At 65.2% G+C, this 16,111-nt stretch carries 12 protein-coding genes; 7 read left to right on the forward strand and 5 right to left on the reverse strand.

Annotated features, from left to right (window positions below):
• Nucleotides 1–60 precede the first annotated feature (60 nt).
• Complete coding sequence (locus tag AC5RTE_RS01220; protein ID WP_494040127.1) at nucleotides 61–1,347, forward strand: GNAT family N-acetyltransferase; 1,287 nt, start codon at nucleotides 61–63, stop codon at nucleotides 1,345–1,347.
• A gap of 215 nt (nucleotides 1,348–1,562) precedes the next feature.
• Nucleotides 1,563–3,041: a 30S ribosomal protein S1 gene (gene rpsA, locus AC5RTE_RS01225; RefSeq protein WP_139029088.1), complete on the forward strand. Its 1,479-nt coding sequence runs from the start codon at nucleotides 1,563–1,565 to the stop codon at nucleotides 3,039–3,041.
• 114 nt (nucleotides 3,042–3,155) lie between these two features.
• On the opposite strand, the gene AC5RTE_RS01230 is transcribed toward rpsA, so the two are convergent.
• Together AC5RTE_RS01230 and AC5RTE_RS01235 are read right to left on the reverse strand one after the other, a co-directional pair.
• Complete coding sequence (locus AC5RTE_RS01230) at nucleotides 3,156–3,722, reverse strand: GNAT family N-acetyltransferase (protein ID WP_494039596.1); 567 nt, start codon at nucleotides 3,720–3,722, stop codon at nucleotides 3,156–3,158.
• Nucleotides 3,706–4,395, reverse strand: a complete 690-nt coding sequence (locus tag AC5RTE_RS01235) for an IMPACT family protein (protein WP_494039597.1) — start codon at nucleotides 4,393–4,395, stop codon at nucleotides 3,706–3,708. Before AC5RTE_RS01235 ends, AC5RTE_RS01230 begins: the two co-directional genes overlap by 17 nt.
• Nucleotides 4,396–4,541: 146 nt before the next feature.
• On the opposite strand from AC5RTE_RS01235, the gene coaE reads away from it, so the two are divergent.
• The 4 genes from coaE to AC5RTE_RS01255 all read left to right on the forward strand — a co-directional run bounded on the left by coaE (nucleotide 4,542) and on the right by AC5RTE_RS01255 (nucleotide 10,650).
• Nucleotides 4,542–5,762, forward strand: coding sequence for a dephospho-CoA kinase (coaE, locus tag AC5RTE_RS01240; RefSeq protein ID WP_494039598.1), 1,221 nt, complete (start codon nucleotides 4,542–4,544; stop codon nucleotides 5,760–5,762).
• Between the two features lie 104 nt (nucleotides 5,763–5,866).
• Nucleotides 5,867–7,963 (forward strand): excinuclease ABC subunit UvrB, encoded by a 2,097-nt coding sequence (uvrB, locus tag AC5RTE_RS01245; RefSeq protein WP_494039599.1) that lies wholly within the window; start codon nucleotides 5,867–5,869, stop codon nucleotides 7,961–7,963.
• Between the two features lie 202 nt (nucleotides 7,964–8,165).
• On the forward strand, nucleotides 8,166–9,194 hold the full coding sequence (locus AC5RTE_RS01250) for a TerC family protein (protein WP_494039600.1): 1,029 nt from the start codon (nucleotides 8,166–8,168) through the stop codon (nucleotides 9,192–9,194).
• 106 nt (nucleotides 9,195–9,300) lie between these two features.
• The gene (locus tag AC5RTE_RS01255) at nucleotides 9,301–10,650 is read left to right on the forward strand and encodes an MFS transporter (protein ID WP_494039601.1); all 1,350 of its coding nucleotides are present in this window, start codon (nucleotides 9,301–9,303) and stop codon (nucleotides 10,648–10,650) included.
• 15 nt (nucleotides 10,651–10,665) lie between these two features.
• Here the strand turns inward: AC5RTE_RS01255 and AC5RTE_RS01260 are convergent, their stop codons facing one another.
• The 3 genes from AC5RTE_RS01260 to AC5RTE_RS01270 all read right to left on the reverse strand — a co-directional run bounded on the left by AC5RTE_RS01260 (nucleotide 10,666) and on the right by AC5RTE_RS01270 (nucleotide 15,140).
• The gene (locus tag AC5RTE_RS01260; protein ID WP_494039602.1) at nucleotides 10,666–12,003 is read right to left on the reverse strand and encodes an alpha/beta fold hydrolase; all 1,338 of its coding nucleotides are present in this window, start codon (nucleotides 12,001–12,003) and stop codon (nucleotides 10,666–10,668) included.
• Nucleotides 11,996–12,496 (reverse strand): GNAT family N-acetyltransferase, encoded by a 501-nt coding sequence (locus AC5RTE_RS01265; protein WP_494039603.1) that lies wholly within the window; start codon nucleotides 12,494–12,496, stop codon nucleotides 11,996–11,998. Before AC5RTE_RS01265 ends, AC5RTE_RS01260 begins: the two co-directional genes overlap by 8 nt.
• A gap of 97 nt (nucleotides 12,497–12,593) precedes the next feature.
• Nucleotides 12,594–15,140 (reverse strand): DEAD/DEAH box helicase, encoded by a 2,547-nt coding sequence (locus AC5RTE_RS01270; RefSeq protein ID WP_494039604.1) that lies wholly within the window; start codon nucleotides 15,138–15,140, stop codon nucleotides 12,594–12,596.
• A 94-nt stretch (nucleotides 15,141–15,234) separates the two neighbouring features.
• Here AC5RTE_RS01270 and AC5RTE_RS01275 point away from each other — a divergent pair, with 94 nt between their 5' ends.
• Nucleotides 15,235–16,014: a trans-aconitate 2-methyltransferase gene (locus AC5RTE_RS01275; RefSeq protein WP_494039605.1), complete on the forward strand. Its 780-nt coding sequence runs from the start codon at nucleotides 15,235–15,237 to the stop codon at nucleotides 16,012–16,014.
• The last annotated feature ends 97 nt before the right edge of the window (nucleotides 16,015–16,111 follow it).

Here is a 16,111-nt window from a genome sequence, read left to right on the forward strand (position 1 = left end):
AAGCGCGTTGTGCCTGGCCAGGCTCCGGAGTTATTGGCTAGGCTCAGGAGGGTGGCTGACCTGAACGGGAACTATGAAATTCGGCGCTTTGGCGCGGTGTCCAGGAACAGTGACGGCTATGCGGAGGCCGAGACCTGGGCCAGGGCCGTGGCGTTCGGGTTCCACGAATCAACGCGCACCCCGGAGCACGTGGCAAAGTCGCTTGCCACCTACGAAGCAGATGGCCGGGTCCTGACCGGCGTGTACCAAACGGGTGGGGTGGCCCCGGGATCCCTTCCGGCGGAGGTGCCGGTGGCCACGTTCGCCACGTTCCGCAAGGATCTCAACATCGGTTTTGGCCGCTCACTTGAAAGCCAGCTGGTCACGTCTGTGACGGTGCGGACATCGCACCGCCGCCGCGGGCTGCTGCGCCGGATGATGAGCGAGGACCTGCACCTGGCCAAGGAGGACGGCATTGCCATGGCCGCCCTCACCGCTTCGGAGGGAACCATCTACGGGCGCTTCGGTTACGGCGTCGCAAGCTTCGAACGCTCCGTAAAGGTGGACACCACGTCGCGGTTCATTCTGGCGCACCAGCCCACGGGCAGCGTGGAAATCGCCGATCCCAAGATCCTGCTGCAGCTGGCACCGGAGGTCTTCGATCGCGTCCATCGCCTCACCCCCGGGTCCCTCGGCCGGCAGGACATGTACCGGCAGTTCGCTTCAGGGACCCTCGGCCGCGACGGCAAGGAGGATCCCGCCATCAAGGTGGCGCTCCACTACTCGGCGGACGGGGCCGTGGACGGCTACGTCTCGTACAAGTTCCTCGGCTGGGACACGGAACCCTACACCGTGGAGGTGGTGGATCTGGTGGCCGCCGGCAATGACGCCTACCTGGAACTTTGGCAGTTCCTCGGCGCAATCGACCTGGTGGAGCGCGTGTCCTGGGACGAAGCGCCGTTGGACGATCCCTTGACCTGGGCGTTGACGGACCCCCGCTGCATTGACTCGTCGGACAGCCGGGACATGCTGTGGCTCCGCGTCCTGGACGCCGCCAAGGCACTGGAGGCGAGGCACTACCCTGTGGACGGGCGGCTGGTTCTCGAAGTTTATGACCCCCTGGGCCTCACGCCCGGAACCTTCGCACTGCAGGTCGACGGCGGCGGGGCCGCCGTCGAACGCCTGCCGGAAACCGCAGCGGACCTGGTGCTGGATGTCTCTGCCCTGTCCTCGATCTACCTGGGCGCAGTATGCCCTGTGACCCTGGCTGCAGCCGGCAGGATCCGGGAGAACACGGCGGGTGCGGCCCTGAAGGCTAGGCAAATGTTCGCTGTGGAGCGGTCAACGCACTGCCTCACGCACTTCTAGGGGCACACCTTCACGCTTTACGGGCCGCTTTGACCCGTGTTGCGGGCAGCGACTAGACTAAACGGGCGTGTACCACGTGCACGATTTCTGAAATCCACAAATCAGGATGACCCGGAGGATCCGTTCGGATTCGCCGCACATCGCGCCTGCGTTCCATAACGCGGGCGCGCCGGTTTGCCTGACCGACTAACTATCCACAACGGAGCCCCTACTACATGACCATCACCTCCACCGAGAAGCCCGGTACCCCCGTAGTCGCCATTAACGACATCGGTACCGCTGAGGACTTCCTCGCAGCAGTCGACGCGACCATCAAGTACTTCAACGACGGAGATCTCGTCGAAGGTACCGTCGTCAAGGTCGACCGCGATGAAGTCCTGCTCGACATCGGTTACAAGACCGAAGGTGTCATCCCCTCCCGCGAGCTGTCCATCAAGCACGATGTTGATCCCGGAGACGTCGTCTCCGTTGGCGATCAGGTCGAAGCCCTGGTGCTCACCAAGGAAGACAAAGAAGGCCGTCTGATCCTCTCCAAGAAGCGCGCTCAGTACGAGCGTGCCTGGGGCGACATCGAGAAGGTCAAGGAAGAAGACGGTGTTGTCACCGGTACCGTCATCGAGGTTGTCAAGGGTGGTCTTATCCTCGACATCGGCCTGCGCGGCTTCCTGCCCGCATCCCTCGTCGAGATGCGCCGTGTGCGCGACCTTGCTCCGTACATCGGTCAGCAGATCGAAGCCAAAATCATCGAGCTGGACAAGAACCGCAACAACGTTGTGCTGTCCCGCCGTGCATGGCTCGAGCAGACCCAGTCCGAGGTCCGCTCCACGTTCCTCAACAAGCTGGAAAAGGGCCAGGTCCGTCCCGGTGTCGTTTCCTCCATCGTCAACTTCGGTGCATTCGTGGACCTGGGCGGCGTAGACGGCCTGGTTCACGTTTCCGAGCTGTCCTGGAAACACATCGACCACCCGTCCGAGGTTGTCGAGGTTGGCCAGGAAGTCACCGTCGAGGTTCTCGAGGTGGACCTGGACCGCGAGCGCGTTTCCCTGTCGCTCAAGGCTACGCAGGAAGATCCGTGGCAGACCTTCGCCCGCACCCACGCCCTCGGCCAGGTTGTTCCGGGTAAGGTCACCAAGCTCGTTCCGTTCGGTGCGTTTGTTCGCGTCGAAGACGGCATTGAAGGCCTGGTCCACATCTCCGAGCTGGCCGTGCGCCACGTGGAGCTGGCAGAGCAGGTTGTCTCCGTGGGCGACGAGCTGTTCGTCAAGGTCATCGACATCGACCTCGAGCGCCGCCGCATCTCCCTCTCCCTCAAGCAGGCCAACGAGGGCGTCGACGCCGACAGCACCGAATTCGATCCGGCTCTGTACGGCATGGCCGCAGAGTACGACGAAGAGGGCAACTACAAGTACCCCGAGGGCTTCGATCCCGAGTCCAACGAGTGGCTTGAAGGCTACGAGAACCAGCGCGCCGCCTGGGAGCAGCAGTACGCTGACGCCCAGACCCGCTGGGAAGCCCACAAGAAGCAGGTCGCCCAGCACGCTGCCGACGACGCTGCAGCTGCAACGTCCGGTGAGAGTGATTCCGGCACCACCAGCTACTCCTCGGAGCCGGCTGCTGAGTCCAACGCCGGTGCAGGCACGCTTGCATCCGACGAAGCCCTCGCCGCACTGCGCGAGAAGCTGACCGGCAACTAATTGCCACCGGTCCGGAAATTTTCCGGGCCGACACAACAGGCCCCCTGCCCGCAAGGCAGGGGGCCTGTTGCTTTAACGCTGTAATGGACCATCGCGATGACGGCAAGCAGGCACTTAGAGCACGACGACGGCGCTGACCGTCCCGTCGTCGTCGGGCGTGAGTACCGCGCCCGCGGAGGCGAGGATACGCTGGGCGCCAAGGTTGCCGGTGAGGGTGCGGGCCGTCACCCGGGTGATGCCGGCCTTGCGGGCCTCGACGAGGACCAGGCGAAGTGCGGCGGTTCCGATGCCGCGGGACCGATAGCTCCTGCCCAGCCAGATGCCCGTCTCGGCAACAGTTGCATCATTGCCCGATTCAGCACACCCCGACTTCGCACTCCCTGGCCCGGCACTGCCGGCTTCCGCAGCGGAGGGTTTGACGATGCGGAGGCGGATGGAACCGGCGAGGCTGCCGTCCGCGACTATGCCCCACGCCTTTTCCCCGGCGTCCCCGGCGAGGCCCTGGGCAGCGGCGCGGTGGTAACTGAAGAACCACGCAGTGCGTTCCAGGTTCCAGCCCGGGCCGCCGAGCGGGGGAGCCACCTCGTCCGGTGAGGCGTCGCGCTTGGCCAGTGCCAGGAGCTGGTCCACCACTGCTTCGTCCACGTCCACCAGGGACACCACCTCAGGGGAACGGGACATCCACCCACTCCGTTCCTTCGGGGATGAGGGCAGCGGCGCCCGAAGTCAACGACTGCAGGCGGTCCGCAGCAACTGCGATATCCTGCGCGTCGTCCGGTACCGCCACGCGCAGAACCGTATGCTGCGCCGCATAGCTTGTTTCTGCCATCACGAAGCCCGCTGCCCGCAGATCGTTCTCCAGCCTGCCGGCAGCAGCGTGCGGCACTTCCGCTGAGCAGATCCGCAACCGGCTCCGGCGCACCAACGGCACCAGGGAGAGCGCCGAAGACACGGACTCAGAGTACGCCCGCACGAGCCCGCCCGCCCCCAGCAGGATGCCGCCAAAATAGCGGACGACGACGGCACTGACATCGCTGAGGTCAGCCACACCAGGTGCCGTTTCCCTTTTGCTCAAGGCCTCGAGCATGGGGACGCCTGCGGTTCCTGAGGGCTCGCCGTCGTCGCTGGAGCGCTGGATGTCCCGGTCAGGACCGAGGATGAAAGCGGAGCAGTGGTGCCGGGCGTCGTGGAATTCGCGGCGAAGGCCTGCCACCAGGTCCCGCGCCGCTTCTTCGCTGTCGGCCCGGCGCAACACCGTGATGAACCTGGAGCGCTTGATCTCCAGCTCGTGGCGGAAGTCCGGCCCTGCCGCCAGGGTGGTGTAGCTGGTGGCGCGGCTCGCTTGCTCTTGCACCCGCCCCAGTCTAGATGGGCCTACGCCGTGAGGGTTCCCCGGGCGAGCGAAGCGAGGTCAGGGTAGCGGCGGGTGGGCCCACGCCGCGAGGGTTCCCCGGGCGAGCGAAGCGAGGTCAGGGTAGCGGCGGGGATTATTGTAGGGGAGTGCTGAAGATTGGTTTGACGGGCGGTATCGCTTCGGGAAAGTCAGTAGTTGCCTTGCGGCTGAAGGAACGCGGAGCAGTCCTGGTGGACGCTGACGTGCTGGCGCGGGAGGTGGTGGAACCCGGCACCGAAGGCCTGCAACGCGTCGTGGCCGAGTTCGGGGGTGGTGTCCTGGCTGCTGATGGCCGCCTGGACCGGCCGAAGCTCGGCGCGCTGGTGTTCGGAGATCCCGCGCGCCTCGCCGCACTGAACGACATTGTGCACCCGCTGGTCCGGTCCCGCGCTACTGCCATGGTCGAAGCGGCTGCCCGGGACGCCGTGGTGGTGCAGGACATCCCGCTGCTGGTGGAGACGGGCCAAGGCAGCAATTTCCACCTGGTCCTGGTGGTGGACGCCCCGGACGGGGTGAGGCTGCAGCGCATGCTGGAGCACCGGGGTATGACTGCTGAGGCCGCCCGCTCCCGGATGGCAGCGCAGGCCACACGTGAGGAACGCCTTGCCCAGGCTGACGCTGTCCTCGATAACTCCGGCACCTTGGAGCAGCTGGTGGCGGAAGTGGATCACCTCTGGGATGACCGGCTGGCGCCGTTTGCCCGAAACCTCTCGACAGGAGAAAGGGCCGCCAGGACCGGAGGACCGGTCCTGGTTCCGGCGAGGGCCAGGTGGGCGGACGACGCCCGGCGCTTGATGAACAGAATTGTCGAAGCTGTTCCTGCCGCGCAGCAGGACACGGTGGCAGTCGACCACATCGGGTCCACCTCAGTCCCCGGACTGGACGCCAAGGACGTCATCGACCTGCAGCTGACCGTCCCTGACCTCGGCGTTGCCGACGCCCTTGCACCGGCCCTTGCCGCCGCCGGGTTTCCGGCGGTCCCCGGTATTACCGCCGACACCCCCAAGCCCAGCCACCCCAGCCCGGATGACTGGGCCAAGCGCATCCACGCCAACGCCGATCCGGGCCGCCCCGTTAATCTGCACATCCGTGCCGCCGGCTCACCCGGCTGGCGCTTTGCCTTCTGCTTCCGTGACTGGCTGCGGGCCGAACCGGCAGCGGCGGCTGAGTACCTGGCCCTTAAGCGCAGACTCGCTGCCGCCCACGCCGGGGACACGTCCACCACGGCCTACGCGGAAGCCAAAGAAGACTGGTTCACAGCCGTTGAGGAATCCCTTGAACGGTGGGCCGCGCACTCGGGCTGGCAGCCGCCGTCGTCCGGGTCTTGAGCGGTCCTGGCCCGGCAGCCCCGTGGTTCTGCCGGTACCGGCGGGGGTGTTCGCCCACAACGGACTCGCCCCGTGGTGTCGGTGCTCCACGGTAAATTGGAACCATGAGCCTTGCGCAGGATATCAACCGTGTTGTAGCGCCCTTCGAGGTCATCAGCGAGTTCAAGCCCGCCGGCGACCAGCCCGCGGCCATCGCAGAGCTGACGGAGCGCATCAAGAACGGCGAAAAGGACGTGGTGCTGCTTGGTGCCACCGGCACGGGCAAAAGCGCCACCACGGCGTGGCTGATCGAGCAGGTCCAGAGGCCCACCCTGGTGATGGTCCAGAACAAGACCCTCGCGGCGCAGCTGGCCAATGAATTCCGCGAACTGCTGCCCAACAACGCGGTGGAGTACTTCGTCTCCTACTACGACTACTACCAGCCCGAAGCCTACGTCGCCCAGACGGACACCTTCATTGAGAAGGACTCCTCCATCAACGAGGAAGTGGAGAGGCTTCGCCACTCCGCCACCAATGCGCTGCTGACCCGCCGCGACGTCATTGTGGTGGCCACGGTGTCCTGCATCTATGGCCTGGGCACCCCTGAGGAATACATCGCCGGCATGGTGACCCTCCGCAAGGGGGCGGAAATGAACCGCGACCACCTGCTGCGGAAATTCGTCTCCATGCAGTACACGCGCAATGACATGGACTTCCACCGCGGCACCTTCCGGGTCCGCGGCGACACCGTCGAAATCATCCCCATGTACGAGGAACTGGCCATCCGGATTGAGTTTTTCGGCGACGAGATTGAAAACATCCACACGCTGCATCCGCTGACCGGCGAAGTGATCCGGGACGAAGAAGAGATGTACGTCTTCCCGGCCTCGCACTACGTAGCCGGACCCGAGCGGATGGCCAGGGCCATCAAGCGGATCGAAGACGAACTCGCGGACCGCCTGAAGGTCCTGGAAAGCCAGAACAAACTCGTCGAGGCGCAGCGGCTGCGGATGCGCACCACATACGATCTCGAGATGATGCAGCAGATGGGTTTTTGCAACGGCATCGAGAACTACTCCTCGCACATTGACGGCCGTGCCCCGGGGACCGCGCCGCACTGCCTCCTTGACTACTTTCCCGATGACTTCCTGCTGGTGGTGGACGAGTCCCATGTGACCATTCCCCAAATCGGTGCCATGTATGAAGGCGACATGTCCCGCAAACGGAACCTGGTGGACTTCGGCTTCCGGCTGCCGTCCGCCATGGACAACCGCCCCCTCAAGTGGGACGAATTCCTCGAACGCGTCGGCCAGACCGTCTACCTTTCCGCGACCCCCGGCAAATACGAGCTCGGCAAGGCGGACGGCACGGTCCAGCAGATCATCCGGCCCACCGGCCTGATCGACCCCGAGGTGGTGGTCAAGCCCACCAAGGGCCAGATCGATGACCTGCTGGGCGAAATCAGGACGCGCACGGAGAAGAACGAGCGGGTCCTGGTCACCACGCTCACCAAGCGCATGGCGGAGGACCTGACCGATTACTTGATGGGCCACGGCGTGAAGGTGGAGTACCTGCACTCCGACGTGGACACCCTCCGGCGCGTGGAACTGCTCCGCGAGCTCCGGATGGGCACCTTCGACGTGCTGGTGGGCATCAACCTGCTTCGGGAAGGCCTGGACCTGCCCGAAGTCTCCCTCGTGAGCATCCTGGACGCTGACAAGGAAGGCTTCCTCCGGTCCGCCACGTCGCTCATCCAGACCATCGGCCGCGCCGCCCGCAACGTCTCCGGGCAGGTGCACATGTACGCTGACCGCATTACGGATTCGATGGCCCATGCCATCGACGAAACCAACCGTCGGCGCGCCATCCAGGTGGCGTACAACAAGGAAAAGGGCATCGATCCCCAGCCGCTGCGGAAGAAAATCGCCGACATCACCGACCAGCTGGCCAAGGAAGACGCCGACACCCAGGAGCTGCTCAACAACAACCGGCTCGCCAAGGGCGGCAAGCGCAAGGCCGCGGCCAAGGGTGCCGCCCAGGTCCGCTCCGACGGCCTCGCTGCGGCGCCGGCGGAGGACCTGGTGGGCTTGATCGAACAGCTGACGGAACAGATGCACGGGGCCGCCGCCGAGCTGCAGTTCGAGGTGGCAGCGCGGATCAGGGACGAGGTCAGCGAGTTGAAGAAGGAACTGCGCCAGATGCAGGCGGCAGGGCACGCCTGACGCAATCCTCAACGCTGGAAAGCCCGGGGACCGGCCTGGGGTACAGTTAATGGCACGTAGGGGAGTATCCCAAGCGCTACGATCGTCAACACGCAGGGCATGGTTGCCCCGCCGGGCGTAGCGGGCCGCCACATCAGCACCAAGTGCACAGGCAGGCCGGAGAGACTTACACTGCATCTCTGTACCTGCGAAAGGCTGCCCTGTGCTCGAATTACCCGTGTGGTTTGAGGTCGGCTCGTTTGTCGTCCTCGGCCTGATCCTCCTGATCGACCTTCTCCTGGTGGTCCGCCGCCCCCACGAACCCTCCATGAAGGAGGCAGGCCTGTGGGTGGCGTTCTACGTCAGCCTCGCCCTGGTGTTCGCCGGCGCCATGTTCGCCTTCACCGGTCCTGAATATGGCGGTCAGTTCGTCGCCGGCTGGGTAACGGAATACAGCCTCAGCATCGACAACCTGTTTGTCTTCATCATCATCATGGCCAGGTTCTCCGTGCCCCGGAAGTACCAGCAGGAAGTGCTGATGGTGGGCATCATCATCGCCCTGATCCTGCGCGGCATCTTCATCCTGCTCGGTGCCATCGTGATCGAGCAGTTCAGCTGGGTGTTCTACATCTTCGGCGCTTTCCTGCTGTGGACCGCCTGGAAGCAGGCCCAGGATGAGGGCGAAGACGAAGAAGACCGCGAGAACCCGCTGATCGCCAAGATCCGCAAGGTCATCCCCATGTCGGAGAAGTTCGACGGCGGAAAGCTCCGCACCACGGTGAACGGCAAGAAGGTCTTCACCCCAATGCTGATCGTGTTCATCACCATCGGCCTCACCGACCTGCTCTTCGCCGTCGACTCCATCCCCGCCATCTTCGGCCTGACCCAGAGCCCGTTCATCGTTTTCACGGCCAACCTGTTCGCCCTGATGGGCCTGCGGCAGCTGTACTTCCTGCTGGGCGGCCTCATGAACCGCCTGATCTACCTGAAGCACGCGCTGTCCTTCATCCTGGCGTTCATCGGTGTCAAGCTCGTGCTGCACGCCATGCACGTCAACGAACTGCCGTTCATCAATGGCGGCCAGCACATCGAATGGGCTCCCGAGATCCCCACGTTTGTGTCCCTGGCGGTCATCGTCGGCACCATCATCATCGCGGTGATTGCAAGCCTCCTCAGCTCCAAAGCCAAGGAAGCCCACCTGGATCCGCGCCTTGAGGAAGATGTCAAGAAGAGCCACAGCGACGTCGAGTAGCTCCTTCCCCTCCTGACAAACCTGCAATCCCGGCCGCCCTGCGGCCGGGATTGTCGGCTTTAACGCGGACCTTCAGGACCTGCACGCCAAGGACTATGCTCTGATCATGGCCGGCACTTTGATGACGGAAAGCGAAGTGCGCCAAGTCCAGCGGCGCACCGTGATGCTGCTCAGTGCAGCCCAGGTGTTCGGGGGAATCGGAACCGGCGCCACGGTTTCCATAGGTTCCATCCTCGCCGTCGAACTCTCCGGATCAAGCGCCTGGGCGGGCGCGGTGGCCACGGTGATGACGCTGGGCGCCGCGCTGGCTGCCCTGCCCCTCGCCGCCCTTGCCGACCACAGGGGGCGCCGCATTGGCCAGGTCGCAGGGCTGAGTGCTGCGCTGCTCGGCACGCTGCTGATGGTGCTTTCGGTTGTCTGGGGCCTTTTTGTGCTACTCGTGCTCGGTGCGGCCGGTATCGGGGTTGGTACCGCTGCGAGCCTGCAGGCGCGCTTCGCCGCCGTCGACCTTGCTGAAGCCGAACACCGGGGAAGGGCCCTGTCGGCCGTCGTCTGGGCAGTGACCGTCGGTGCCGTGGCCGGACCCAACCTGATTCAGCCCGGCACCGTGGTGGGTGAGGCGCTTGCCCTGCCGCCCGTCGCCGGTCCGTTCGTGATCTCCGGGGCGGGACTCCTCGTGGCCACGGTGCTGCTTTTCGCCGGCCTACGGCCCGACCCCCTGCTGCTCGCGCGCAGCCTCGCGTCCACGGCGCACCCTGCGGCCCAGGCACCGGTGCCGGCGCCGACGGCGGCCGCCCCCTCGGTGCGGCAGGGCTCCCTGTCCCGAGGAATCCGTGCCATCCGCAGTTCGCCCATGGCACTGCTCTCCGTGTCCGCAGTGGTCGGTGCCCATGCCGTGATGGTTGGCGTGATGTCCATGACGCCCCTTCACCTGCAGCATCTTGTGGAAGGTCCTGCCGCCTCCCATGCCGGCCACACGGCGTCGGGAGATGTTCTGGTGATCATCGGGTTCACGATCTCCCTGCACATCGCGGGCATGTTCGCGCTGTCGCCGGTCATGGGCTGGTTGACGGACAAGGCGGGCAGGACCGAAACCATCATGATCGGTTTTGGCGTGCTGATCTGCGCTGTCGCCGTTGCCGGGTTCGGGCAGGAGTCCACCGTGGCCGTCGCGGTGGGGCTGGTCCTGCTGGGGATGGGCTGGTCCGCGTCCACCATCTCTGGTTCCACGCTCCTGGCTGAGAGCGTCGGCCAGGATTCCCGGGTAGTGGTTCAGGGCGTCTCGGACATGCTGATGGGGGCCGCAGGCGCGGTGGGCGGGGCGATGTCCGGCCTGGTCCTGAGCCAAGCCGGCTACCTGGGATTGAACATGGCAGGCGCGCTGGTGGGGGCGGTGGTCCTCGCCGCTGCTGCGGTCACAGTGCTGGCACGGCGGCGGGGGACAGTGGCGCGGTAGAGCAGCCACCGCACCTCAGCTTTCGGCGCGTGCCATTCCCAGCAGGCGGGTAAAGATCCCCTCGCCGTCATCGGCGATCCCGTCGTGATGGAAGTCCGGTGTCTCCCAGACCTGCAGCCCGCGGACAGCTGCGGCCGTCTTCAGGGACAGGTCCCGGTCCACGTAAATGTCGTCGGAGTAGACGGCGGCGGCTACAGGCACAGTGTTGACACCAAGCCGGGAAACGTCGTACAGGGGCTTCCAGTCGTCCTTGGCCGCAAGCAGGCCTGCCACTTCACGCAAGGGCTGCAGGGCGGGGTCCTGGTCGAAGTACCACGGGTAGACCATTTCGCCGGTGAGCAGCAGCGGGTCAGCGTCCGGCCCGAACTCCGGATACTCGCGCAGAACGCGCCAGGCGGACCAGCCAGTGGCTTCACCCTGGCCGTAAATGGACTCGTGCATCAGGGCGTACAGGGGGTTGGAACGGCGGGACACAATCCCGTGCATCTGTTCGAGGAAAGGATCCGAAAGCCTGGCACCGAGGGCGGTTTCCGTGAAGGCGTCCTCCAGCAGGTAGTGCAGGCTGTTCACCCGGATGTTGCCGCCCAGGAAGGCGCCGGCCATCTGGAAACGCTCCACGGTGAGCGGGCTGCCGTCGGGCAGGGACTCTGTGGTTCTCCGGAGGTGCCGCGCAATCCGGTCCACCGTTGCCCGGTCCTCCGGGTACCAGCCAAAGTACTCAGTGTTCCGCGCGGCCACGCGCTGGAAGGTGGCCCGGTACACCTCGTCAGCCGGCCCTGTCAGCGGGGCCAGGCCGCCGGTGATAAGCGCCTCGCGCAGGCCCTCCGGTGCAAACGAAAGGTAGGTGAGCGCACAGAAACCGCCATAGCTCTGTCCGTAAATGCTCCAGGGCGGTGCCCCCAGAGCCTCCCTGATCAGTTCCGCGTCGGCCACTATTGAATCAGCCCGGAAGTGCTCCAGGTACGACGCCTGCCCGTCCGCTGTCCCTTGCAGGGGAAGGGTATGACGGTCCAGGGGAGTGGAAAGGCCGGTGCCGCGCTGGTCCAGCATCAGGATCCGGAATTCCTTGGCAGCAGCCTTGCTCCAGCCGCCCAGCGCACCGAACCGGTTACCCCGCCCGCCAGGACCACCCTGCAGGAACAGCAGCCAGGGCAGCCTGGCGGCCTCTTCCTCGCTGTGTGAAGCCGAAACATATTCGCGTGCGAAGACATTGATGGTTTCCGGGTTGGCGGAGAAGTGGTCCAACGGAACCGAAAAGTAGTGTTCAACGGTGCGCATGCCGCGGAACTCGTGCCGCGCCCTGACCTCGTGCCGGGCTTGGCTGCGTGCGGCGGCTGTCTTCACGTCAGCCATTGGCGGCGGCCGGCACGGCGGAGCCGAACTGCTCGAGGGCGTCACCCGTGAGTCGAAAAGTGGACCACCCGTCCATGGGCCTGGCGCCCAGGCGGCGGTAGAAGTTGATGGACGGCTCGTTCCAGTCCAGCACGCTCCACTCCACCCTGGCGTAGCCCTTCTCGACCGCGATTCCGGCCAGGTGCTGGAGCAGCGCCTTGCCGTGCCCCTCGCCCCGCGCTTCCGGGCTGACGTAGAGGTCCTCTAGATAGATCCCGTGGACGCCTTCCCACGTTGAGTAGTTCAGGAACCACAGGGCGAAGCCGCGGACGTCGCCGTTAGTGTTCTCGGCCATGGCGGCGAAGACCCGCGGATTGCTGCCAAAGAGAACCTGCTCCAGCAGTTCCGGGGTGTTCCGGACTGCATCGGGTTCCTTCTCGTACTGCGCCAGTTCATGGATCATGCGGAGGATCGCGGGGACGTCGTGAGGGGTTGCCGGGCGGATTACACTCATTGTTCGAGCTTACCGCCGGGACCCCGCCGCTGCAGTCAGCCCGCCCCCTAAAGCGCCCCCAAAAGAGCGGCGCCCCACAGCGCGGGCACGCAGGAGATCAGAGCCGGTTCACGTCCGTCACCCGCAGCACTGCTGTTCCGGTTTCATCCGAGGCTTCCAGGTCCACCTCGGCGGAGATGCCCCAGTCGTGGTTCCGGGCAGGGTCGTCAAAAATCTGCCTGACCTTCCACACGCCGGGCTCCTCGGTGATGATGAGCAGGCCCGGCCCGCGGGCGTCAGGGCCGGTACCAATGTCATTGTGCTCGTCGAAGTAGTCGTCCAGCACGTCTTCCCAGCGGTCGGCGTCCCAGCCTGCACTGCCGTCCAGTTCGCCGAGCGCTGCTGCGTCCTCGTCCGCAAACAGTTCCACCCGCCGGAACATCTCGTTGCGCACCATCACGCGGAAGGCCCGGATGTTGGACGTCAGCGACGGCGGCGGAGGCGGCGGAGCATCGTGCGGCGTGGGTGCTCCGCCGGACGCCAACTCCTCCCACTCATCGAGCAGGCTGGAGTCGACCTGGCGGACCAGCTCACCCAGCCAGGCGGTCAGATCCTCCAGGTCTTCGCGCAACATGTCCTGCGGCACTGTCTGCCGCAGCGCCTTGAAGGCGTCCGCCAGGTACCGCAGAACGATGCCTTCCGAGCGGGCCAGGCCATAAAACTGCACAAACTCGCCGAAATTCATCGCGCGCTCGTACATGTCCCGCACCACGGACTTGGGTGCCAGTTCGAAATCCCCCACCCATGGGGCGGCCTTGCGGTACACCTCAAACGCTTCGCCCAGGATTTCTGCCAAGGGCTGCGGGTACGTCACTGCCTCCAGCATTGCCATCCGCTGGTCGTACTCGATGCCGTCGGCCTTCATGGCAGCTATCGCTTCGCCGCGGGCTTTTTTCTGCTGGGCAGAGAGGATCTGGCGCGGCTTTTCCAGCGTCGCCTCGATCACGGACACCACGTCGAGGGCGTACGACGGCGACTCCGGGTCAAGGAGCTCCAGCGCAGCGAGCGCGAAGGGGGACAGGGGCTGGTTGAGTGCGAAGTTTGGCTGCAGGTGCACGGTGAGGCGGACGGTGCGGCCGTCCCGGCCCTGCTGCTCGGGCGGAATCCGTTCCACCACCTCGGCGGCCAGCAGTTCCCGGTAAATGCCCAGCGCCTTCTTCATCAGCTGCAGCTGCGAGGACCGGGTCTCATGGTTTTCGGTGAGGAGGCGGCGGGCAGCAGCAAAGGGATCGCCCGGCCGTTCCATCAGGTTCATCAGCATCGCATGCGTCACCGTGAAGCTCGAACTGAGCGGCTCCGGCACCGATTCAACCAGGCGCTTGAAGGTGGGCTCGCCCCAGGACACAAAACCCTCCGGCGGCTTTTTCTTCACCACCTGGCGCAGTTTCTTCTGGTCGTCCCCGAACTTGGCGGTGGCTTTGGCCATGGCCTTCACGTTCTCGGTGACGTGCTCGGGTGCCTGGACCACCACGGTCCCGGCAGTGTCGTAGCCTGCACGTCCGGCCCGGCCGGCAATCTGGTGGAACTCTCGGGAGTTAAGCGGCCGGGTGCGTACGCCGTCGTACTTGCTCAGAGCGGTCAGGAGCACAGTGCGGATGGGCACATTGATGCCCACCCCCAGTGTGTCCGTGCCGCAGATGACCTTCAGCAGCCCCGCCTGTGCCAGTTGCTCCACCAGCCGGCGGTACTTGGGGAGCATGCCGGCGTGGTGCACCCCGATTCCGTGGCGGACCAGGCGGTTGAGGGTCTTGCCGAACCCGGCGGCGAAGCGGAAGTTGGCAATCAGCTCCGCGATCCTGTCCTTTTCCTCGCGGGTGCAGACATTGATGCTCATCAGCGTCTGCGCGCGGTCGATCGCCTCGATTTGGCTGAAATGAACTACATACACCGGCACCTGTTTGGTGGAGAGCAGTTCTTCCAGCGTCTCGTGCACCGGGGTCTCGTGATAGTAGTAATGCAGCGGGATGGGCCGCTCCGCGGAGCTCACCGTGGTGGTGGCGCGTCCGGTCAGCCCGGTCAGGCCCTCTTCGAACCTGCTGACGTCGCCGAGCGTGGCGGACATCAGGAGGAACTGCGCCTGCGGGAGCTCCAGCAGCGGCACCTGCCAGGCCCAGCCGCGCTGCGGGTCCGAGTAGAAGTGGAACTCGTCCATGATCACCGAGCCCAGCTCGGCGGCCGCCCCTTCCCGGAGCGCGGTGTTGGCCAGGATTTCCGCAGTGCAGCAGATGATGGGCGCGTCCTGGTTGACTCCGGAATCGCCGGTAATCATCCCCACGTTTTCCGCGCCGAAAATGTCGCAGAGGGCAAAGAACTTTTCCGACACCAGTGCTTTGATGGGCGCGGTGTAGTAGCTGCGCCTGCCCTGCGCCATGGCCTGGAAATGTGCTGCGATGGCCACCAGGGATTTCCCGGAACCGGTGGGCGTGGCCAGGATGACATTGGCCCCGGTTGCCAGCTCCATGATCGCTTCGTCCTGGGCAGGGTACAGCTCCAACCCGCGGCTTTCCGTCCATTCAACGAACCGGGTGTAAAGGGCATCGGCATCGACGGCAGCAGCGGGCAGGTCCCCGGCGGACAGAAGGGGCAGTTGGTCAACGAGTTTCATTGATTTCCAGCTTAGTGCCCTGACGCTCCGCGGGATTCCGCCGCCATCGGGTTAGGCTTCGCCGTACCTGCAGAACCAGAACGTGGAGACAGATATGAAATGGGATCCGGTTAAGTACGTCCAGTTCGGCGATTACCGGGACCGGCCGTTTTTCGATCTGACGGGCAGGGTCCATGCGGAGTCGCCAGCGCAGGTGGTGGATCTGGGCTGCGGTCCGGGAAGCCTCACCGCAACCCTCGCCGAGCGGTGGCCCGGGGCCGACGTCGTGGGGGTGGATTCCTCAGCCGAGATGCTCAGCAAAGCCCGCAACGCCACCCCGGGCACTCCTTCCCTGCGGTTTGAGCTCATGGACATCGCGGAGTGGACGCCCGCTGCGGAAACCGGCGTGGTGGTGAGCAATGCGGCCCTGCAATGGGTGCCCGGCCACCAGGACATGATGCGGGCCTGGCTGGCAGCGCTGCGTCCCGGGTCCTGGTTTGCGATGCAGGTCCCGGGCAACTTCAATGCCCCGTCCCACGCGCTGATGCGTCAACGTGCAGCCTCCTCCCGGTGGGCGCCCAAACTGCAGGGGGTGTTGCGGGGCGGAGAGTCGGTGGGCGAACCGGCGGACTACCTCCGGATACTGTTGGACGCCGGGTTCACCGCAGACGCGTGGGAGACCACCTACCAGCAGGTGTTGCCCGGCCCCGACCCGGTACTGGAGTGGGTGCGCGGTACCGCCTTGCGGCCCGTGCTGGCGGCGCTTTCCCCGGCGGAGGGCGCTGAGTTCGAGGCTGGCTACGCAGCCGCGCTGAGGGAAGCCTATCCATCCGGCGTGCACGGCACCGTTTTTCCCTTCCGCAGGATCTTCGCAGTGGGGCGCAAGGACGGATGACAAAAGTCCATTCGTTGGAGGACCTCCACAGGCCCGTCATACGATATGACAGCAAACGCCAGTGACGTAGCTTACAATTGCGGAGGTGGCCGATGGG

Source organism: Arthrobacter sp. K41 (assembly GCF_059089645.1).

Coding starts and splice junctions, on each gene's coding strand:
- AC5RTE_RS01265 (WP_494039603.1), bottom strand. CDS start 12,496: ATGAGTGTAATCCGCCCGGCAACCCCTCACGACGTCCCCGCGATCCTC.
- AC5RTE_RS01230 (WP_494039596.1), bottom strand. CDS start 3,722: ATGTCCCGTTCCCCTGAGGTGGTGTCCCTGGTGGACGTGGACGAAGCA.
- AC5RTE_RS01275 (WP_494039605.1), top strand. CDS start 15,235: ATGAAATGGGATCCGGTTAAGTACGTCCAGTTCGGCGATTACCGGGAC.
- AC5RTE_RS01255 (WP_494039601.1), top strand. CDS start 9,301: ATGGCCGGCACTTTGATGACGGAAAGCGAAGTGCGCCAAGTCCAGCGG.
- AC5RTE_RS01270 (WP_494039604.1), bottom strand. CDS start 15,140: ATGAAACTCGTTGACCAACTGCCCCTTCTGTCCGCCGGGGACCTGCCC.
- rpsA (WP_139029088.1), top strand. CDS start 1,563: ATGACCATCACCTCCACCGAGAAGCCCGGTACCCCCGTAGTCGCCATT.
- uvrB (WP_494039599.1), top strand. CDS start 5,867: ATGAGCCTTGCGCAGGATATCAACCGTGTTGTAGCGCCCTTCGAGGTC.
- AC5RTE_RS01260 (WP_494039602.1), bottom strand. CDS start 12,003: ATGGCTGACGTGAAGACAGCCGCCGCACGCAGCCAAGCCCGGCACGAG.